Below are 16,097 nucleotides of genomic sequence, written 5' to 3' on the forward strand. Positions count from 1 at the left end.
GCCGATAACGCAGCAGAAATTCCCCACAAACGCTGCCCGAAGGGTTCTGCCCTAAGCGTTTTATGCTTTGTTGAGGTGTATTTGCTTAGAATGACTAGGCGACATACACCTCGCCGCGCCTAAAACGCTTTTCGCTAGAACAAAATTCCAACCATCAAAGGCCAACAGACCCATTAGGAATGATGATAATTCGGATGAGTTTTAGCATTGAATTCGTTTTCATACATTCATAGTCTTCAATGCGCACAAGCAAGTCAACTATTAACCTTTTAAATACATAAGATTACGACAATATTCTGAATCAAAAGGAAATAGACCCTTTCCAGAGCAAAACATCACCATTTGTCAGTTTATCTGGCTTTTCCGACTCTCATAAAAACACATGGGAACAGTAAAATTCGAGAAAGAAGATGAAATAAAAGCCCTTTTCCACTATCATCCTGCCGCCTGAGCGCAAGCGTTTGCTTTTTATTTCACATTCCTTGCCGACAGGCGCCAATCCGATATTTTAGCTATGGAGGGACGCCTTAATGACCACACTTACAATTACTCGCCCTGACGACTGGCATGTTCACCTTCGCGATGGCGAAGTGCTGACAGATACCGTCCGCGACATCAGCCGTTACAACGGTCGCGCGCTCATCATGCCAAACACCGTTCCTCCTGTGACCAACACTGAAATGGCGCTTGCTTACCGCGAACGCATCATGGCGCAAAAGCCTTCTGAGCAATTCGAGCCACTGATGGCGCTCTACCTGACTGACAACACCACACCAGACGAAATCCGCAAAGCGAAAGCCTCTGGCGCTGTTGTTGCTGCGAAGCTTTACCCTGCCGGTGCAACCACCAACTCGGATTCAGGCGTGACCAATGCAAAAAACATCTACCACGTTCTTGAAGCCATGCAGGAAGTGGGCATGTTGCTGTTGGTTCATGGTGAAGTGACCCACCACGAGGTGGACATCTTCGATCGTGAGAAAGAGTTCCTTGATACCGTTCTGGCGCCCATCGTTAACGATTTCCCTAACCTGAAAATCGTCCTTGAGCACATCACCACAGCGGATGCGGCAAACTTCGTGAAAAACGCGAACGAGAACGTTGCAGCAACCATTACCGCTCACCACCTGATGTACAACCGCAACCACATGCTGGTTGGCGGTATCAAACCTCACTTCTACTGCCTGCCAATTCTGAAACGCAACACGCACCAGAAAGCACTTGTTGAAGCAGCGACCAGCGGTAGCAAGAAGTTCTTCCTGGGTACAGATTCAGCGCCACACGCGAAAGGCGCGAAAGAATCAGCATGTGGTTGTGCAGGTTCTTACACCGCACACGCCGCACTGGAACTTTACGCAGAAGTATTCGAGCAAGAAGGGAAACTGGAGAACCTGGAAGCTTTCGCAAGCCAGAATGGTCCAGACTTCTATGGTGTGCCACGTAACACAGACACCGTAACGCTGACCAAAGAAGAGTGGCCAGTGCCAGACACCATGCCATTTGGTTCGGACATTGTTGTGCCAATCCGTGCTGGCGAAACCGTTAGCTGGAAAGTAAAGTAATTCGAAACAGCTAAGAACGTCTTCGCTAATGAAAAGAGCCTGGCGACTGCCGGGCTTTTTGTTGCCCTTTGATAAGGCCCCACTACCCTTTGATGAAGGCCGCTTCGCCCCTAAACCAACCCTTCTGCTCCAAATCCGAAAAACTTAACCGTCTTTGATTATTTAGAAAGTATTGAAACTGTCTTTTCTTTTGGCTCATTTATCAATAGTGAAGTGTGTAATAACGTTATCCCATCGCCGCTACTCAGGCAAAACGAACAATAAGAATGGGAGAGTTAAAGATGAGTCATGCAGCCATCATCAATGACCAAGCAACAATCAGCGCTTTGGATGAAGCACGTAATCTCACGCTGCCTTCAAGACAAGAAATGTTAATGCGAGCACCTGTTGTTCAACAGTTTTGGGATAACAACCGAGAGTTACTCAGCAGCGCGTGGACAGAGTGGCAGATCACTGAGCAGGGCAATGCATTCAAGTTAGATGAGTCTTTACTCAATGCAACACTCCGAGACGCGGTCAACAAAGCATGGGAGGACCCAACAACAGAGTTGGATGTGAAAGAGCTATGGGAAGAAGTGGCTCCGGGTGTCTTCCAATGCCAATTTTTCGACCCTGAACGTTTGGCAGAGCTCCGTGGTTATTTGGAAAACGTCGCCAACGCGGAGATTCCTTTGCGTCCTCCTTATGGCATCGCGCTAAACCGACACGGTGCTATGTTGGATAAACGCTCCGAAGGCTATCTGGCTGCGCCAGAGTTTCAGGCGTTCTATCAAACCGTGATGGATAAATACATGCGCCCTGTCGCTAGACTGCTGTTTCCAGAAGTTACCGGCTATGATTCGCAAACCTTCGGATTTTCGATTCAGTATCAACCCGGTGTCGATACGTCACTGCGACTGCACACTGACGCTTCCGCAGCGACAATGAACATCAATCTCAACCTACCGGGTGAAGCGTTTACTGGCTCAGAGATTGATTACTACGACCCAACCACAGGTATGGTGCGTCGACTCAGCTTTGAACCGGGTATCGCAATGATTCACCGTGGCAGTGTGCCGCATGCTGCACAACCCATCACCAGCGGCTTACGCACCAACATCGTGTTGTGGCTATATGGCGATCGCAGGCAAATCCCAGTTCGTGGTTTGACCCAAGAAATTGATGCGAAAGCACGCTGGACAGTGCCGGAGTCAATCCCTGATAGTTACGCACCGTTTTAATGGAAATGTTAGATACAGAAAGCCCAGCATTTAGCTGGGCTTTCTCTTTTTCAGTATTTTACAGTGTTACTTCTTAGGCATTGGTAGGATTTCAAACAGACCATCGAAACTATCTAAAGTACCTGCCAGCTTAGTGAGAAGCTCTGCATCACCTTTCACACCTGCCTGACCAGATTTAATCAGATCTTCCAAGCTGGTTTCACCCAATACCACTTTGGTGAAGTCGGTTTTGTGAATGATGAGTTCGAAGTCTACTTTTGGCAGCTCATCAACTTGGATGTTAGCCATGTTCGCGTTAGACACTTCACCGTAGTAACGCTCGCCCAAATCTGGGTGGTACACGCCGAAGTTAAAGTCCAAGCCTGCTGCTTCTGCTTTTGGTGCATTCAGGCTTACCGCGATGAAGTCGAGGAACATGCCTGTTGGCGTGTTTGCAATTACATCTGGTGAAGCCAGTTTAAGAGATGGCTGTATCTCTCCCGTACGCAACTCTACCGCACCTTGCAGATAGCTGTTACGCCATGCCATGGTTTCAGACTGGTAACCTTGCTGCTCAAAGCTGTCTGCTAACGCAAAACGGTATTTGATGTTGCTTGGCTCACACTGGACCAAGTCATTGAACAGCTGAGACGCTTCCTGATATTCACCCGCATTAAAGTGCTTCATACCCGCCTTGTAGAAGGCATCCGCTCCCGCAGCTTCAACGTATACGCACGACTTCTCTGTGGTCTGCAGTGGGTTGGTGTTGACTGGGTTCATGTCGTGATATCCAAGATAAAGATTCACAACCGCTCTGGCGTTATGACTGTATGAACCGTGGTAACCGTTCGTGTGCCAGGTATCAATCTGAGATTGAGGAACAATCTTCTCGATTTCACGGCCAACGTCATGAATGGTCACACCGTGGTTTGCCAGTCGCATTGCTTGGTTATGGATAAAGCCATAGTTGTCGCGCTGAAGCGTCATGTAGTCTGAGATTTCATTCGCTTCAGTGTTAGCATCATTCCACACTGGCGCTGAGTGAGCGGCGTGAATGTTATCGACCAAACCACTGTCGACAAAACGCATCTTAAGTTCAGTGAGGTACTTAGTCCAAACCAGCGAGTCACGAACTTTTGCACCACGGAAAGTGTAGATATTGTGCATGCCGTCATAAGTCAGCTCTGCCGTGTTCAGCGAGCGATACTCAGGCACATAAAGCACGATCTCAGCAGGTGCTTCCGCGCCAGGCATGTTGATGGCATGGAAGTCTAAACCATCAATGTTAATAACAGCCTCACGCTCTTGAATTTCCTGTGTGGGTGCCACCAGCGTCACTTCGCCGCGTGATGTCCCCAAGCCAAGCGCGTTATCGACGATGCCTTTGGTGTTGGTGTCCAAGGTGGTGCCGTATTGATAGTTCGCGCGGCGTCCCATTGCGGTACCGGCAATCACGTTCTCGTCTGCCAGCTCTTTAATGAAGTCATTCGGCGCGTAAATTTCAGCATCTGCTGCGAAGTCGCCAGATTCAAAGACACCACGAGAGCCGCCAAAGTGGTCAGCATGCATGTGTGAATAGATCATGCCGGTGATTTTGTGTTCACCATTAATTGCCGGTAGGTGCTGTTTCGCAAACTCCCAAGAAGCTGCTGCCGCTTCGCGTGAAAGCAGAGGGTCGTGAATCACATAGCCGTTCTCAGAGCGGTAGATTGTCATATTTGACAGGTCAGCACCGCGAATTTGGTATACGCCGTCAGTGACTTCATACAAGCCGCCTGCCGCATAGTTCAGCATGCCCTGACGCCAAATAGATGGATTAACCGTTGGCGGCAGATCATCAACAGACATGTCAGTCATGTATTCGAAACGGTTTTTCAACTCGCCCGCTTCATGCGTGCCAAATTCAGCAATCAAACCACGTGTTGTGCGTTCGAACGCAGTAGTGTCTTCCCAAGGTAATGTTTTCGCTACAGCGGCATTTGCGTTAATGGTGTACTCCGAGGCTGGCTTGCCTTCATAGGTATCGATAGATGCATAGTCATTGGCAAAAGCGCCGAAAGACGCAACGATCGCGAGAGACAGTACTGAAGGGACGAATTGAGTTTTCATGTTGAACCTCTTGGGGTTTTCATTTTGGGTATGGGCTTAATCTAACGCGCCAACCCATAGCAATACATACATGAAAATAGATTCAAAACATCACATTTTGTTATGTGTTGGGCAAATAGGAAACGCTATCATGTTGAAGGGATCGGAGTTTTACCCGAGGTGGGTTATTCGGTTTTATCCATCAAGGCACTCTGGAGCTGGCGCGAGCCCAAAGATGAGATAAGGAAGTTAGCAACTGGCAACGCCCTTTAAAGGTCGTGACCTTCCATTCACACGGCTGACGAGAGAGACTATTTTGGTGCAAGCCCCATGTCATCCAGCACCATGAGGATTTCTTCTTTGCGGGTATTTTTTATTTCAATCCAGGAGATATTTTCCCGTGCACCAATAATGGAATAGATGGAGTTTAGACCCATTCCTTTCATTGGTTTAATCTTGGCGTACAGCGCATAAGGGTCGATCGCCATAAAGTCTTCTACTGTGTGGATGTCAACCCCTGCCAGAATGTCTTCACTCCGAGGCCCAAAGCCATTCAGATCTCTCAGTCTTTTCGGCGGCTTATCATAAGCATCCAGCAAGGCCATTTCTCCTTTTCCATTCGACACATAAACAGACTACACAGAAAAAGCCTTTAGTTAATCACGAAGCCCACTTCTTTGATTTCTTTATCAATTTCTGTGATGAAATAACGTGCAAGATACTCGCCTTCCACCTTGGTGCTTGTTTGCTTCCAAACAATCTGTGCAACATCATCGTTTCGGAGGACACCGAGAATTTGACGCTCCAGCGTTAAGGAAGAGAAGAAGTCAAATTCCTCCCATGCCTTGATAACGCCTGCTTTGTTTTCCGGATCTTCGGCTTCTTCTTTCGTTTGATAAACACAAAAAGCATCCCAATCCTTATCGTTGGATGCCTTCACAACCGCATCAATCATGGGTATGGCTATGGCCAAAATCTCATCGTCTGTTAACAAGGTTATCGACATATTCGTTGTCTCTTTTTGAGTGATGAACAATCAGACTAGGTGATAAAAAGCTTTTTGTAGCCATCAATCAAGCGACTTTGAACAAAAAGACACTGTTGTTATGGGCTGAAATAACTGCTACCAAAGTCATGTGCAAGACTCATTCACTGGCCAATGGCTTTCCCATACAGATCGATCTCTCCAAACCCACATACTTACCATAACACTCGATTTCTTTGAAGCCGTTACGTCGATAAAACTCTACAGCCTTTTGATTCACCCTGCGCGTGGAAAGAACTGCATACTGATAACCTTTGTTTGCAGAAAGCTTTTCGATCTCTCGCAGTAAAAAAACACCAGCACCTGAACAGTTTGAATACATGCGTTTTAGCTCACAGGTTTGCTCTGAATGAAACCGAAACACACCACAGGCGACAGCCTCGTTGCCGAAGTACACCACGATACAACCATCACGGCTCAAATCGAAGTCATCGGCAACGAACGAGCTTTCACCGGAATCACCCGTGATATTGCCCAGTGAAACATTGAGTTCCTCGATAAGCGAAGTGAAATCTTTATGGTTAGGTGTTAAAGATTGGCTTTTGAATTTCATAGATCCGGTCGTATTGATATCGGGGTTGTGCGACCTTTGTTCAAAGAATCAACCCATAAAGTAAAGGGTCGCTATGTCCCTTGCTCTATCTGTTTTTGTTTTTTTAAGACCGACTTAATCATTTTTCCAAAGTTCTTGTCTTTCGTTCTCTTTTCAGAGTAAGACATTTGATTAAATTCGGATTCTCTTTTCATCTTGAGGTAGTTCTTATACCGCTGTTCAGATAACTCACCCGTTTCAATGGCTTTCAGAATGGCGCAGCCTTTTTCATTCGTATGCGAGCAGTTTTTGAATTTGCAGTTAAGCGACAGCGCTAAGATCTCTGAAAAGGTTTCATCCAGCCCCTCATCCGCCGACATGCTGCCGAGCTCGCGCATCCCAGGGGTATCAATAATCAACGCGCCGCTTTCTAACTGGACTAACTGACGGCTGGTCGTGGTATGGCGACCTTTGCTTTGTATTTTGCTCACCTCTTGAGTTTCGAACTCATCACTGCCTAACAGTTTGTTGAGCAGTGTTGTCTTCCCCACCCCTGATGAGCCCAACAAGCAATAAGTGCGTCCGAACTTCAACAGCTCAAGAATCGAATCCATGTTTTCCTGATTCAGACTACTAAATTCAACCACCGTTGCATGGGGAGCAATACTCAGCACCTTCGACTTAATCTCCTCAATCTCTTCTGTTGATAGAAGGTCACTTTTACTGAGTAGAACCACAGGCTCAATATTGCTCTCATTCACCATCACCAAATATCGCTCCAATCTTCGCAAATTGAAGTTTTCATTCAATGACTGAACGATAAAAGCAGTGTCAATGTTTGCAGCGATAAGCTGAACGTCGATTTGTTTTCCCGGTGCTTTTCGTTTCAGGAGTGTTTTTCGTGGGAAGACTCCATAAATAATGGCGTGTGAGTCATCATCGTAAAAGTCTGCATAGACCCAATCGCCCGTGGTCGGCAAATCGTTTGAAGACTCTGCACCGTAGAGTGGGTTTCCCGAAAGCTCCGAAAAGACCTCCTCCCCACCTTTTGTCACTGTGTAGCTGTTTTTATGCACGGAGACGACACGGGCAATACCATGGTTGGCAGCTTTGCTCTCATCAATACGGCTCTCGAACCAATGGCTAAATCCGATGCTTTCCAGCTTATCCGTCATTCTATTTCTCAGTTTTTATTGCACCTAACCCCACTATATTCAACGAATACGCTTTGTATTTCCATGACCAGATGTAAGAGGTGGCTAAGTTTTTTGCACAATCAAATAGGTGTGTAACTCTGGGTATTGGTCATACTCAAAGTGCCTGATAATACAACCTAGCTCTATAAGCAGATTTAAGAAACCATTGGTGCCAAGTGATGAGTAGTAGACTTCAGGCCCCATAAAATCATCTTTGTGGGCCCCTGGCTCTTCTGTACCACCGAACGAAAAGATGAATACCCCACCCTCATTGAGACTCTCGACGATCTTGGTCAGAACCTGCTTTTGTTCAGACAAAGGGATATGCCATATGCTGTCCCACGCAGTGATAAAGTCGTACTTCTCGGAGAGTACGTATTCACAGATGTCGCCTTGAATGAAGTGAATATCCGGGTGTTTCTCTCTCGCAATCTTGAGCATCTCACTAGAAACATCCAAACCAGAAGGCGTAAAACCTTCGCTTACCAGCAACTCCATAAACCGGCCTGTGCAGCCACAACCAATATCCAACGCATTGCCCCGATGCTTTGCAAAGCTCATCGCTTTCTTATGCTGGGCAATACCATTGGTCATGTTGAAACCCTCATCTGTCCAGAGATGAGTGATTTGATCGTAGGCTTTTCCTATCTGTTCAGGATTCATGTTTATCTCTCGTTGTTAACTGGGCTTCTGCTAAGCGCCTATCCCTATAGCACTTAATGCTTTGATGCGACAAACGCCCTGTACCAATTTCCCGTCACCACAAATTTAGGAAAGGTATAAAGTTGCTCAAGCAGAATTCTCGACATCGCATTTTTGAAGCTTGTAAATGGCTCTGCCGGGTTTGCCTCTTTGCTGTGTCCTAACCCCTGCAAACCGAATGAAACAGCCATCAAGAACACTGACATCAGCACAGCTATCAAATCAAGACTAAGTAGTGAAAACACAAAAGACGCAAACCCAGCGATAAAGCAGGGAACAAAGATGATATGGATAAGAAGGTTTTTCTTCGATTGATGAAATGTTGAATAGCCTTTCCATTGCCATTCAATGAGTTCTTTAAGGGGCATGTGTCCTCCGCGATTGATGCGTTTGCCTATCTAAAGGTGAAACTATAAACACGCAAATTTAATTGATGTTAGCGCTTCCTACCTGACAGATATTGCGCCCTTATGAGGTTTAAAATGCTATGGTCCCGCAGAAGACACGCGAGACAATTCGCAACGCTTTATTGTGCTCGGATATGAAAGACGTGTTGAGCTTTGCTGCAACGAAACCCAATCGCTTCATAGAACTTATGGGATTCGGCTCGCTGGGCATTGCAGCGGACACGGATTTCACCGTCATTTTTATCCAAAGCATATTCGACAAGCGCACGGCCTATACCCTGCCCGCGATACCATGGTGATACCACCAAACCACCGATTTCATGGAAGCCCTCCGATGCCAACCTTTTGGCATAGAACAGGTGCAACCACCCAACAACAGAGCCATTGCATTCGGCAACATAAATCTGATCATTAGGCGAAGAAAGGATTGCCTGAAGGTTGAGGAAGGATTGTTCGGGAGAAAGCTCAGCGTAGCCTAAGTGTTTTGATACCTCGCGAATGCCATCAGCATCCGATTCCGAAGCAGTTCGAATCATGATTTCAACCTCACAAAAAACCCGCTGATTTCGGCAGCGGGTTATTGGGATTACTTGAAGCTTTTAATGAGGTCGAGATACCGCACTTCATCGTCAGCGATTTCGCCATCGGCATCAGAAATTTCTTTCGCCAACGTTTTCGCTTTTTCTGCTGCGCCCAGCTCAGAGAGCTCTTGCATCAGTTGCGACAGGTAGGCAGAAGCTTCCTCATCTGAACCGTCGAGCACGCTGTTAATCTTACCAATGCAGTTACGTTGGAATGATTCCACACTGACCGTCGATTTCCACTCAATGGTTTGCAGAAGCTCGTCCATGTATTTTTGCTCAGCCAACGCCACACGGTTATCAATCTTGTAGAAAAACGTCGCAAGCTCAATGAGTTTCTCGCTTGCACTTTGTTCGCTCTCAGCCAGCAATGAAGCCGCTTTACCCTGAAAAACAGCGATAATGTTCATCTTAGTTCTCCTTAACTCATTCTCAGAATCCGATGCGCAGTGGTATTTAAATTAAGTGTCGTTCTGGTTCTATTTCCACCCGCTAACTGGCGTTTACCATAACAAATCTAGCCAACGTGCGGATAGGGAAAGATGCGTGTTCTCCGACACATTATTGAGCAATGAATTTCATTGGGTTAGGTGCTGGGTGTATCGATTTGGCATTCGACAGGGATCGCCCTTTATAAGGCCACACCAACAATCATCCGCACCGCCAGCAGCGACAGTAGAACCTTAATCACTTTTACCACAAGCTCGTTCTTTGCCTTGAGGCGGAGCTTTGTACCCAAATAAGAGCCAATCACCGCACCCGCAACCATAAAACCAATCACAGATAGTTCAGAAAGTAGTGATGTGGTGAGAACAAGATACACGGGTATCTTTGCAAAGTGGCTAATGGTCATAAACAGCGAGCTTGTCGCGATGATTTCATCTTTACAGCCTAATTTTTTGGTTAGGACACTGAGCCCAAGCGGCCCTGTAGCACCAACGACAAGCCCTAAACCGGTTTGGAGAAACCCGATAAGATAAAAACTCTCATATTTACTGATTGCAGATGAAAAGTGCTTGCTCCAAAGGTTGAGCAAGATATAAAGCCCAATAGCCAAAGGTACATATTCCATGGAGATATGCGACAAGCCATAACCAATCACGACCGCACCAAGAACAGAACCGATAACGAAACCCGGTAGCAAATCCCACCTAACCTTGCTCAGTGAAAACAGCATTCTGGAAGAGTTGCTCGCCAACTGCACGAGCCCATGTATTGGGATAATAAGACTGGGCGCCAAGAATGAGGGGAGAACGGAAATCAGCAGCATACCACCACCGAAGCCCACCACCGCAGCAACCATTGAAGTCGCTAAAGCGAGTATTCCTAATAGGATTTCGATGCTTGAGCCTCCTGCGCTATGACGTCAGAAAAGGTGAAGAGTTTATAGGCGATAACGCTGCGCCCACCAGAAAGCTGGGAGCGCAGCAGGGCATTTACCGAAGCACATTACTTTGTTGATGCTAATTTCGTGTTTGCTTTAATAGCTAAATTTCGACTTTATTAAAATACTTAATGGTTGGTGGTGCACGGAGAAAAGATCCCAACTCTTCTAATATTCCATTCTGTTCAATGAAATTCAAATACGCATGATGGCTTTCCACCGTCAACCACTCTTCATCCAAGAACATTTCGTTATTCTTTTCGTCAAATAGTACTTTAACCTGCATATTTCCTTTAAACCCCCTTACATTGGGTAAGTTGTCTTCCAGAAATGGCAGTAAGGTTTGAAACTGATCTGGTTTTACTTGGCAGTTTAGCGTGACTCTAACACTCATTTTTCGCTCCTTTGGGATGAAATCTAAGTGCAGACTAACCAAGCACTCAAAGGCAAACTACCTGCAAACTGCCAAAAATAACGATTTTCAATCTTTCTTATGGCTTTATTTGTTTTGGTGTTACACCATATTTGTCTTTGAACGCCTTAATAAAAGCCGACACGTTTTCATAACCCATCGTCACAGCGACTTCAGTAACAGACAGCTCTTTACCTACCAGAAGCTCTTTAGCCTTAGATAATCTTTTCTCTTGAAGCCACTTTTTGGGTGTCACTTTGTAGTTTTCTTTAAAATCACGATTGAAACTTGAAAGGCTTCTTCCGGAAAGATGCGCCAAGTCGCCAACAGTCAAATGAAGTACATCAAGCGTTTCTAACATGCGCGTGAGGTTTCGCTTAGGAGGGACTCTTTTCTTTGTGGCCAGCAATGAGTTAAAAATGTGCTGACTATCTCTCCATGCAATAAGGTGGAGCAGCTCCTGGAGTTTAACGCTCAAATAGGAAGGAGTATTTATATCAGATTGAATTGATTGGAAAAAGCTTGAAAAATCGTGATTACCTTCCAATAGATAAAAGGTTTCCTTACGCTCATGGCCAGCTAAAGGGCTTTTAATTTTGCTTAAGTAGTCATTGACAACATCATCATCAAAAAACACAAGATACGCTTTAAGTGCTTCTGTTTCTTTAACAAAGTCAGATTGAAGATTTACCCCTTGAGGGAGAAATATAGCAGATCCCGCACTCAACTCGACCGTATCGTTGTTGTAGTTTGTGATGACCTCACGACCGCTTTCAACAAATATGAAGCAAGGTGTATTGGTGTAGAATTCAATGTCTACCAAGTCGCGATCAAGGCTCTTATAAAAAATGACTGAGTTTCGATGATGACAAATCACCGTTACATCTTTCATGGCATAAAGAGCTTGTGGTATCACCAGCACGTTTGATTGCGTATGCTCAAAAATTGTTTTCATTTTCGTTTTTCAGGTTTATCGGGGTAATAAGTAGCATCTGGTCTTTCTAGAAATGCTTTTGATCCTTTTGAATGGCTTATTAACTTTCTTACCCATTTAATCATTCAGCGATTCTTTTTCATTGCAAATTTCGTCACAGAACTGCTTAACGACTAACTGCGAACCAGCACCACCGATAACTATGCTGTGCGATAAGTTGGTCGCGAATGGCCCTTCCCATAACTCATCCAAGGGCTTCGATTGTAAACTCGTAAGCAATGTTTTAATCAATGCCGCGTGTGACACGACCAGTATCTTTTTACCTTTATGCTCTTGCGAAATTCTCTTAATACAGGCGGTAGACCGAACTTTTAAGTCGTGAAATGACTCTGCGCCGTTCATCCGAAAGCAACCAGGTCGATTCCAGAAATAATAATAGTCCGTTGCAAATTGTTCTTTAACGTCACTATGTTTCATGCCTTCCCAAGAGCCCATATTGATCTCTTTTAGCTCGTCGGTCTCATATATTTGGATATCTACGTCATTGACTAAGATCTTTGCTGTATCAGAAGCCCTCGAACTTGTTGAGCAAAAGACAGCATCAAAGTTTAGGTGCTCTATCTTTTTGCGGGCAGCTACAGCTTGAGCCTTTCCAAGCTCCGTAAGAGGCGAATCTTTGAAGCCCTGCATACGGCCTTCAATGTTCCATTCAGTTTCACCATGTCTAAAAATATGAATCTCTGTCACGTAAATTATTCCTTACTTACAGCGCCGAATAACTAGAGCCGAACAACCGATCAAGTGGCGAGTGATGCCTCACCGAACCAACATTGATCATCGTAAACACGTAAGCCTAATTTGACGCCAAAATTGCCGAGCGTTACGAATCCGCCTGAAGAGGCTATTCTGCAATTTTTTCGCGTAGAAGGTTCAAGTGCCGCCAACTTTGTTCAAAAAGCGTTTTGAAATTCGAGGTTGGTTCAAACTCGACGACTACCCACTTAAGCCGATTAAGTTCACTAAGTTGTTCATATACTTCGGGCAACGGAACACTTCCCTGACCTAGAGAAACAGACTCTGCCTCAGCAAAATCTCTTAAATGTAGGTGTGATACTTTGTCTCTGTGTTCATGAAGAAAGTCATTAACATTTACGTTAGCTAAATGAAGCCAACCGACATCAATGCAAAGATCTATATGTTCAAAATGAAGCTCATTTTCAAGTATTGAAAAGGGAGTAGATGTTTCACCACGGTTTATTAAAAATTCAAAGTCATGATTGTGATATTGAACTTTAATACCTTCTTTGGCGTACAGTTCGGCCACACGATTTAATAAACCACATGTGGTCTTGAAATTGTCCAGACTTCTATCGTGCCACCCCAAAGGACCAGAAACATATAAGTTTCTGCATTCATGCCGACTTAAATAGCTTATTAGCTCATCATGTTTTACCAGTTGTTCTGGCGCAACATGCACACCAACACAATCTAACCCAAACTGATTAAGTTCTCTCTCGGCTTCTAGAAGGAAAGGGAATTCAACGCCATCATAGCCTATTTCACTTATAAACTTAAGAACATGTTCTAGCTCACTTCTTAAGATTTCTTCAGGAACACCGAATAACTGAGCGCCAATATTCATCTACCCTCCAGTTGCTGGCTGTCTGTTATAAATGGCGAGTGTGGGTTTTGCGTGTCCACTAAATCGGGGGAGGTCCAGAATCCCTCTTAAACAGTTTGTTATGTATTATTTGATAGGATTCTGTATTTTTGTAGCAATCGTACTAATACGTTTAAAATAATCCGAGTACTTTTTCATTTCTGTTTCAGAAAAGAGTAAGTAACCACCAGAGCACTCTCTATCAGTAAGCTCCCAACCAATAACAAAATTATCATCAACCACACTAAAATCTATTGACATGAGATGATTCGCACTGAGACCTTTAACTTGGTCTAGCTTAGACTTCAATATATACTTTACTTTTACATCTGACTCAATATGACTATTAATTACACTTTTCAGCTCATCTAATTCACTCAGAGAATCAATAACATATATTTTCTCTACTTCAACACCGTTCTTCGCCTTAAAGTTTTGAATTGGAATACCAACATCCGACTGGTCATTATCATATCCTTCTGGCTTCTCATAATTAAGAGCATAATACTTTTTCTTAATCCCCCAACAAATATCTAACCATACAAATGGAATGTCTTCGTCATTTAAATTCACTGAATAACGCATCAAATCAAAATATTTAACCTTACTACGCTCAAGTAAATGCTGAATATTATCAATAAGGGTAACATTCGAGTTTTGTAGCTCCGTAAGTTCACCAGACAACTTTTCTTTCAGTTGTAGATTATTATATTCTATTTCCTCGAACCTCTCACCAAACTTGTCCTCAGCATTAATATTAGCGGACTTTATTTCATCAAGTTTTTTGCAAATCTTATTATCTATATTTATTGATGATGACACAACTGTATGTCTAATTTCATCAATAAGGAAATACAAAGATAAGGCAAGTGCAACAATCACAGATGAAAACGTTATTAAGTCTCCATCAACATTACCTAGTTTGCCAATTGCAAAAAAAGCAATAGCAAAAGCCACTGATAACATTATATTTCTTGTGTTATTCCTACTTTTTCTCTGAACTTCTTCTATTGTATCCATTTTCACTCCTTTAAAATAAAACATATTCTGATATCAACATATTACACAATGGAACAAGAATAAAAATCGTCTTACTTAACAGTCACATAACGAATGACATGGATTCCCCCTCACGAGGATTTGTCACACTTAGGTGTCGCGTTAAATACCGGAGGTAACCATGTCTTCTATATTCTTTTGTGGCGTTGACCTCGCCAAACACCACTTCTCATTGCACGCAGTGGATGACCGGGGAAAGGTCATCCTTCATAAATCTGTATCACGCGCTAAATTACTGACTACATTAGCAAATATGCCAGCTATGCGTATAGGCATTGAAGCGTGTAGTGGTGCGCATTATTGGGCCAGAGCGTTCACCCAATTAGGCCATGATACCCGCATCATGGCGGCTAAGTATGTCAGCCCCTACCGCACCCTTAATGATGCCATTGCTATCTGTGAAGCCGTCCAAAGACGCAATACGCGCTTTGTTCCTGTTAAATCACCTGAACGCCAAGCCATTCTTGCTATTCACCGAATGCGTGAGCACTGGGTTCAGGAGCGGACTGCCCTCATTAATCGTATCCGTGCTTTGCTCGCCGAATTTGGCATCGTCGTTCCAACCGGACGTGCCGCTGTCCATCGCGAGGTTCCTCTTATTCTCGAAGCCGCTGAAAACGGCTTGCCTGATATCGCCCGTGCTGTCCTGGCGGATTGCTTTGAACACTTACAGACTCTGAATCAACGTGTCGAAGACACCGACCAGTGCTTTGAGATGGTAACCAAAGCCAGCCCTAATGCGCAGCGTATCCTTAACGTCCGAGGCGTCGGACCTCAAACCGCCACAGCCATTATTGCTGCCATCGGTAAAGGTGAGCAGTTCGACTCCGGGAGAGACTTTGCTGCTTGGTTGGGATTAGTTCCCAAACAGTATTCAACAGGCGGTAAACCTCGCCTTGGGCGCATTAGTAAACGGGGCGACAAGTATCTACGAACCTTGTTAGTTCACGGAGCGAGAGCCGTCATAACCAACCTCGGAGAAAAACAGGACAGGCTCAGTGTCTGGGGGAGAAACGTCCTCGAACGACGAGGGATGAACCGCGCCATTGTCGCGCTGGCAGCTAAGAACGCCCGCATTATCTGGGCGTTGTTACACAACCAAACCGAATATCAAGACTACGCCGCCTGAGTAAGAGGCGGCGCAGGGATACACACCAACCGGGTCATTGCAGACGCAGCTGATGAGGATAGGTTAAGACAATTTGCAGAGAGCCTGTTAATGCGGCGGACACATTGATGTCTTCTAACGAATGAGGCACTGCAACCGCGTAATGTCATCAGGGCCGTGACGTGAGTCAGCGAAAGGCCGAATGTAGAGCGGCAGTCCAAAACCCATCTT

General features: G+C 45.0%; 18 protein-coding genes. 3 read left to right on the top strand and 15 right to left on the bottom strand.

The features are described from left to right. Positions 1–530 precede the first annotated feature (530 nt). Together pyrC and RN22_RS16815 are read left to right on the top strand one after the other, a co-directional pair. Positions 531–1,559, top strand: coding sequence for a dihydroorotase (gene pyrC, locus RN22_RS16810; protein WP_002541394.1), 1,029 nt, complete (start codon positions 531–533; stop codon positions 1,557–1,559). Positions 1,560–1,840: 281 nt separating this feature from the next. Further along, the gene (locus tag RN22_RS16815) at positions 1,841–2,779 is read left to right on the top strand and encodes a 2OG-Fe(II) oxygenase (protein WP_046306001.1); all 939 of its coding nucleotides are present in this window, start codon (positions 1,841–1,843) and stop codon (positions 2,777–2,779) included. Positions 2,780–2,845: 66 nt separating this feature from the next. Here RN22_RS16815 and RN22_RS16820 read toward each other — a convergent pair whose 3' ends face one another. The 15 genes from RN22_RS16820 to RN22_RS16890 all read right to left on the bottom strand — a co-directional run bounded on the left by RN22_RS16820 (position 2,846) and on the right by RN22_RS16890 (position 14,719). Continuing rightward, on the bottom strand, positions 2,846–4,867 hold the full coding sequence (locus tag RN22_RS16820; RefSeq protein WP_046306004.1) for an alkyl/aryl-sulfatase: 2,022 nt from the start codon (positions 4,865–4,867) through the stop codon (positions 2,846–2,848). Positions 4,868–5,157: 290 nt separating this feature from the next. Continuing rightward, on the bottom strand, positions 5,158–5,451 hold the full coding sequence (locus tag RN22_RS16825; protein WP_046306006.1) for a TfoX/Sxy family DNA transformation protein: 294 nt from the start codon (positions 5,449–5,451) through the stop codon (positions 5,158–5,160). 47 nt (positions 5,452–5,498) lie between these two features. Beyond that, a complete protein-coding gene (locus RN22_RS16830; RefSeq protein ID WP_197076310.1) occupies positions 5,499–5,801 on the bottom strand; it encodes a hypothetical protein in 303 nt (100 codons plus the stop codon). Positions 5,802–5,991: 190 nt separating this feature from the next. Next, positions 5,992–6,444: a GNAT family N-acetyltransferase gene (locus RN22_RS16835; protein WP_046306008.1), complete on the bottom strand. Its 453-nt coding sequence runs from the start codon at positions 6,442–6,444 to the stop codon at positions 5,992–5,994. Positions 6,445–6,515: 71 nt separating this feature from the next. After that, positions 6,516–7,598: a ribosome small subunit-dependent GTPase A gene (gene rsgA / locus RN22_RS16840; protein WP_046306010.1), complete on the bottom strand. Its 1,083-nt coding sequence runs from the start codon at positions 7,596–7,598 to the stop codon at positions 6,516–6,518. Positions 7,599–7,682: 84 nt separating this feature from the next. Beyond that, complete coding sequence (locus RN22_RS16845; protein WP_046306012.1) at positions 7,683–8,282, bottom strand: trans-aconitate 2-methyltransferase; 600 nt, start codon at positions 8,280–8,282, stop codon at positions 7,683–7,685. Positions 8,283–8,335: 53 nt separating this feature from the next. Continuing rightward, complete coding sequence (locus RN22_RS16850) at positions 8,336–8,689, bottom strand: hypothetical protein (protein WP_046306014.1); 354 nt, start codon at positions 8,687–8,689, stop codon at positions 8,336–8,338. 158 nt (positions 8,690–8,847) lie between these two features. Next, positions 8,848–9,264, bottom strand: coding sequence for a GNAT family N-acetyltransferase (locus RN22_RS16855; protein WP_046306016.1), 417 nt, complete (start codon positions 9,262–9,264; stop codon positions 8,848–8,850). Positions 9,265–9,314: 50 nt separating this feature from the next. Further along, positions 9,315–9,719, bottom strand: coding sequence for a hypothetical protein (locus RN22_RS16860; RefSeq protein WP_002541377.1), 405 nt, complete (start codon positions 9,717–9,719; stop codon positions 9,315–9,317). A gap of 221 nt (positions 9,720–9,940) precedes the next feature. Further along, the gene (locus RN22_RS16865; protein WP_255350069.1) at positions 9,941–10,651 is read right to left on the bottom strand and encodes a sulfite exporter TauE/SafE family protein; all 711 of its coding nucleotides are present in this window, start codon (positions 10,649–10,651) and stop codon (positions 9,941–9,943) included. Between the two features lie 145 nt (positions 10,652–10,796). After that, positions 10,797–11,087, bottom strand: a complete 291-nt coding sequence (locus tag RN22_RS16870) for a putative quinol monooxygenase (RefSeq protein WP_046306020.1) — start codon at positions 11,085–11,087, stop codon at positions 10,797–10,799. Positions 11,088–11,184: 97 nt separating this feature from the next. Then, on the bottom strand, positions 11,185–12,060 hold the full coding sequence (locus RN22_RS16875; protein WP_046306022.1) for an AraC family transcriptional regulator: 876 nt from the start codon (positions 12,058–12,060) through the stop codon (positions 11,185–11,187). 96 nt (positions 12,061–12,156) lie between these two features. Further along, positions 12,157–12,786 (bottom strand): histidine phosphatase family protein, encoded by a 630-nt coding sequence (locus RN22_RS16880; protein WP_052737557.1) that lies wholly within the window; start codon positions 12,784–12,786, stop codon positions 12,157–12,159. Between the two features lie 154 nt (positions 12,787–12,940). Further along, positions 12,941–13,681: a sugar phosphate isomerase/epimerase gene (locus RN22_RS16885; RefSeq protein WP_046306023.1), complete on the bottom strand. Its 741-nt coding sequence runs from the start codon at positions 13,679–13,681 to the stop codon at positions 12,941–12,943. Positions 13,682–13,786: 105 nt separating this feature from the next. Beyond that, positions 13,787–14,719, bottom strand: a complete 933-nt coding sequence (locus RN22_RS16890) for a hypothetical protein (RefSeq protein WP_046306025.1) — start codon at positions 14,717–14,719, stop codon at positions 13,787–13,789. A 160-nt stretch (positions 14,720–14,879) separates the two neighbouring features. Between RN22_RS16890 and RN22_RS16895 the strand changes: the two genes are divergently transcribed. After that, complete coding sequence (locus RN22_RS16895) at positions 14,880–15,887, top strand: IS110 family transposase (protein ID WP_046306026.1); 1,008 nt, start codon at positions 14,880–14,882, stop codon at positions 15,885–15,887. Positions 15,888–16,097: the final 210 nt, after the last annotated feature.

Source organism: Grimontia sp. AD028 (assembly GCF_000973155.1).
Classification (GTDB): Bacteria; Pseudomonadota; Gammaproteobacteria; order Enterobacterales; family Vibrionaceae; genus Enterovibrio; species Enterovibrio indicus.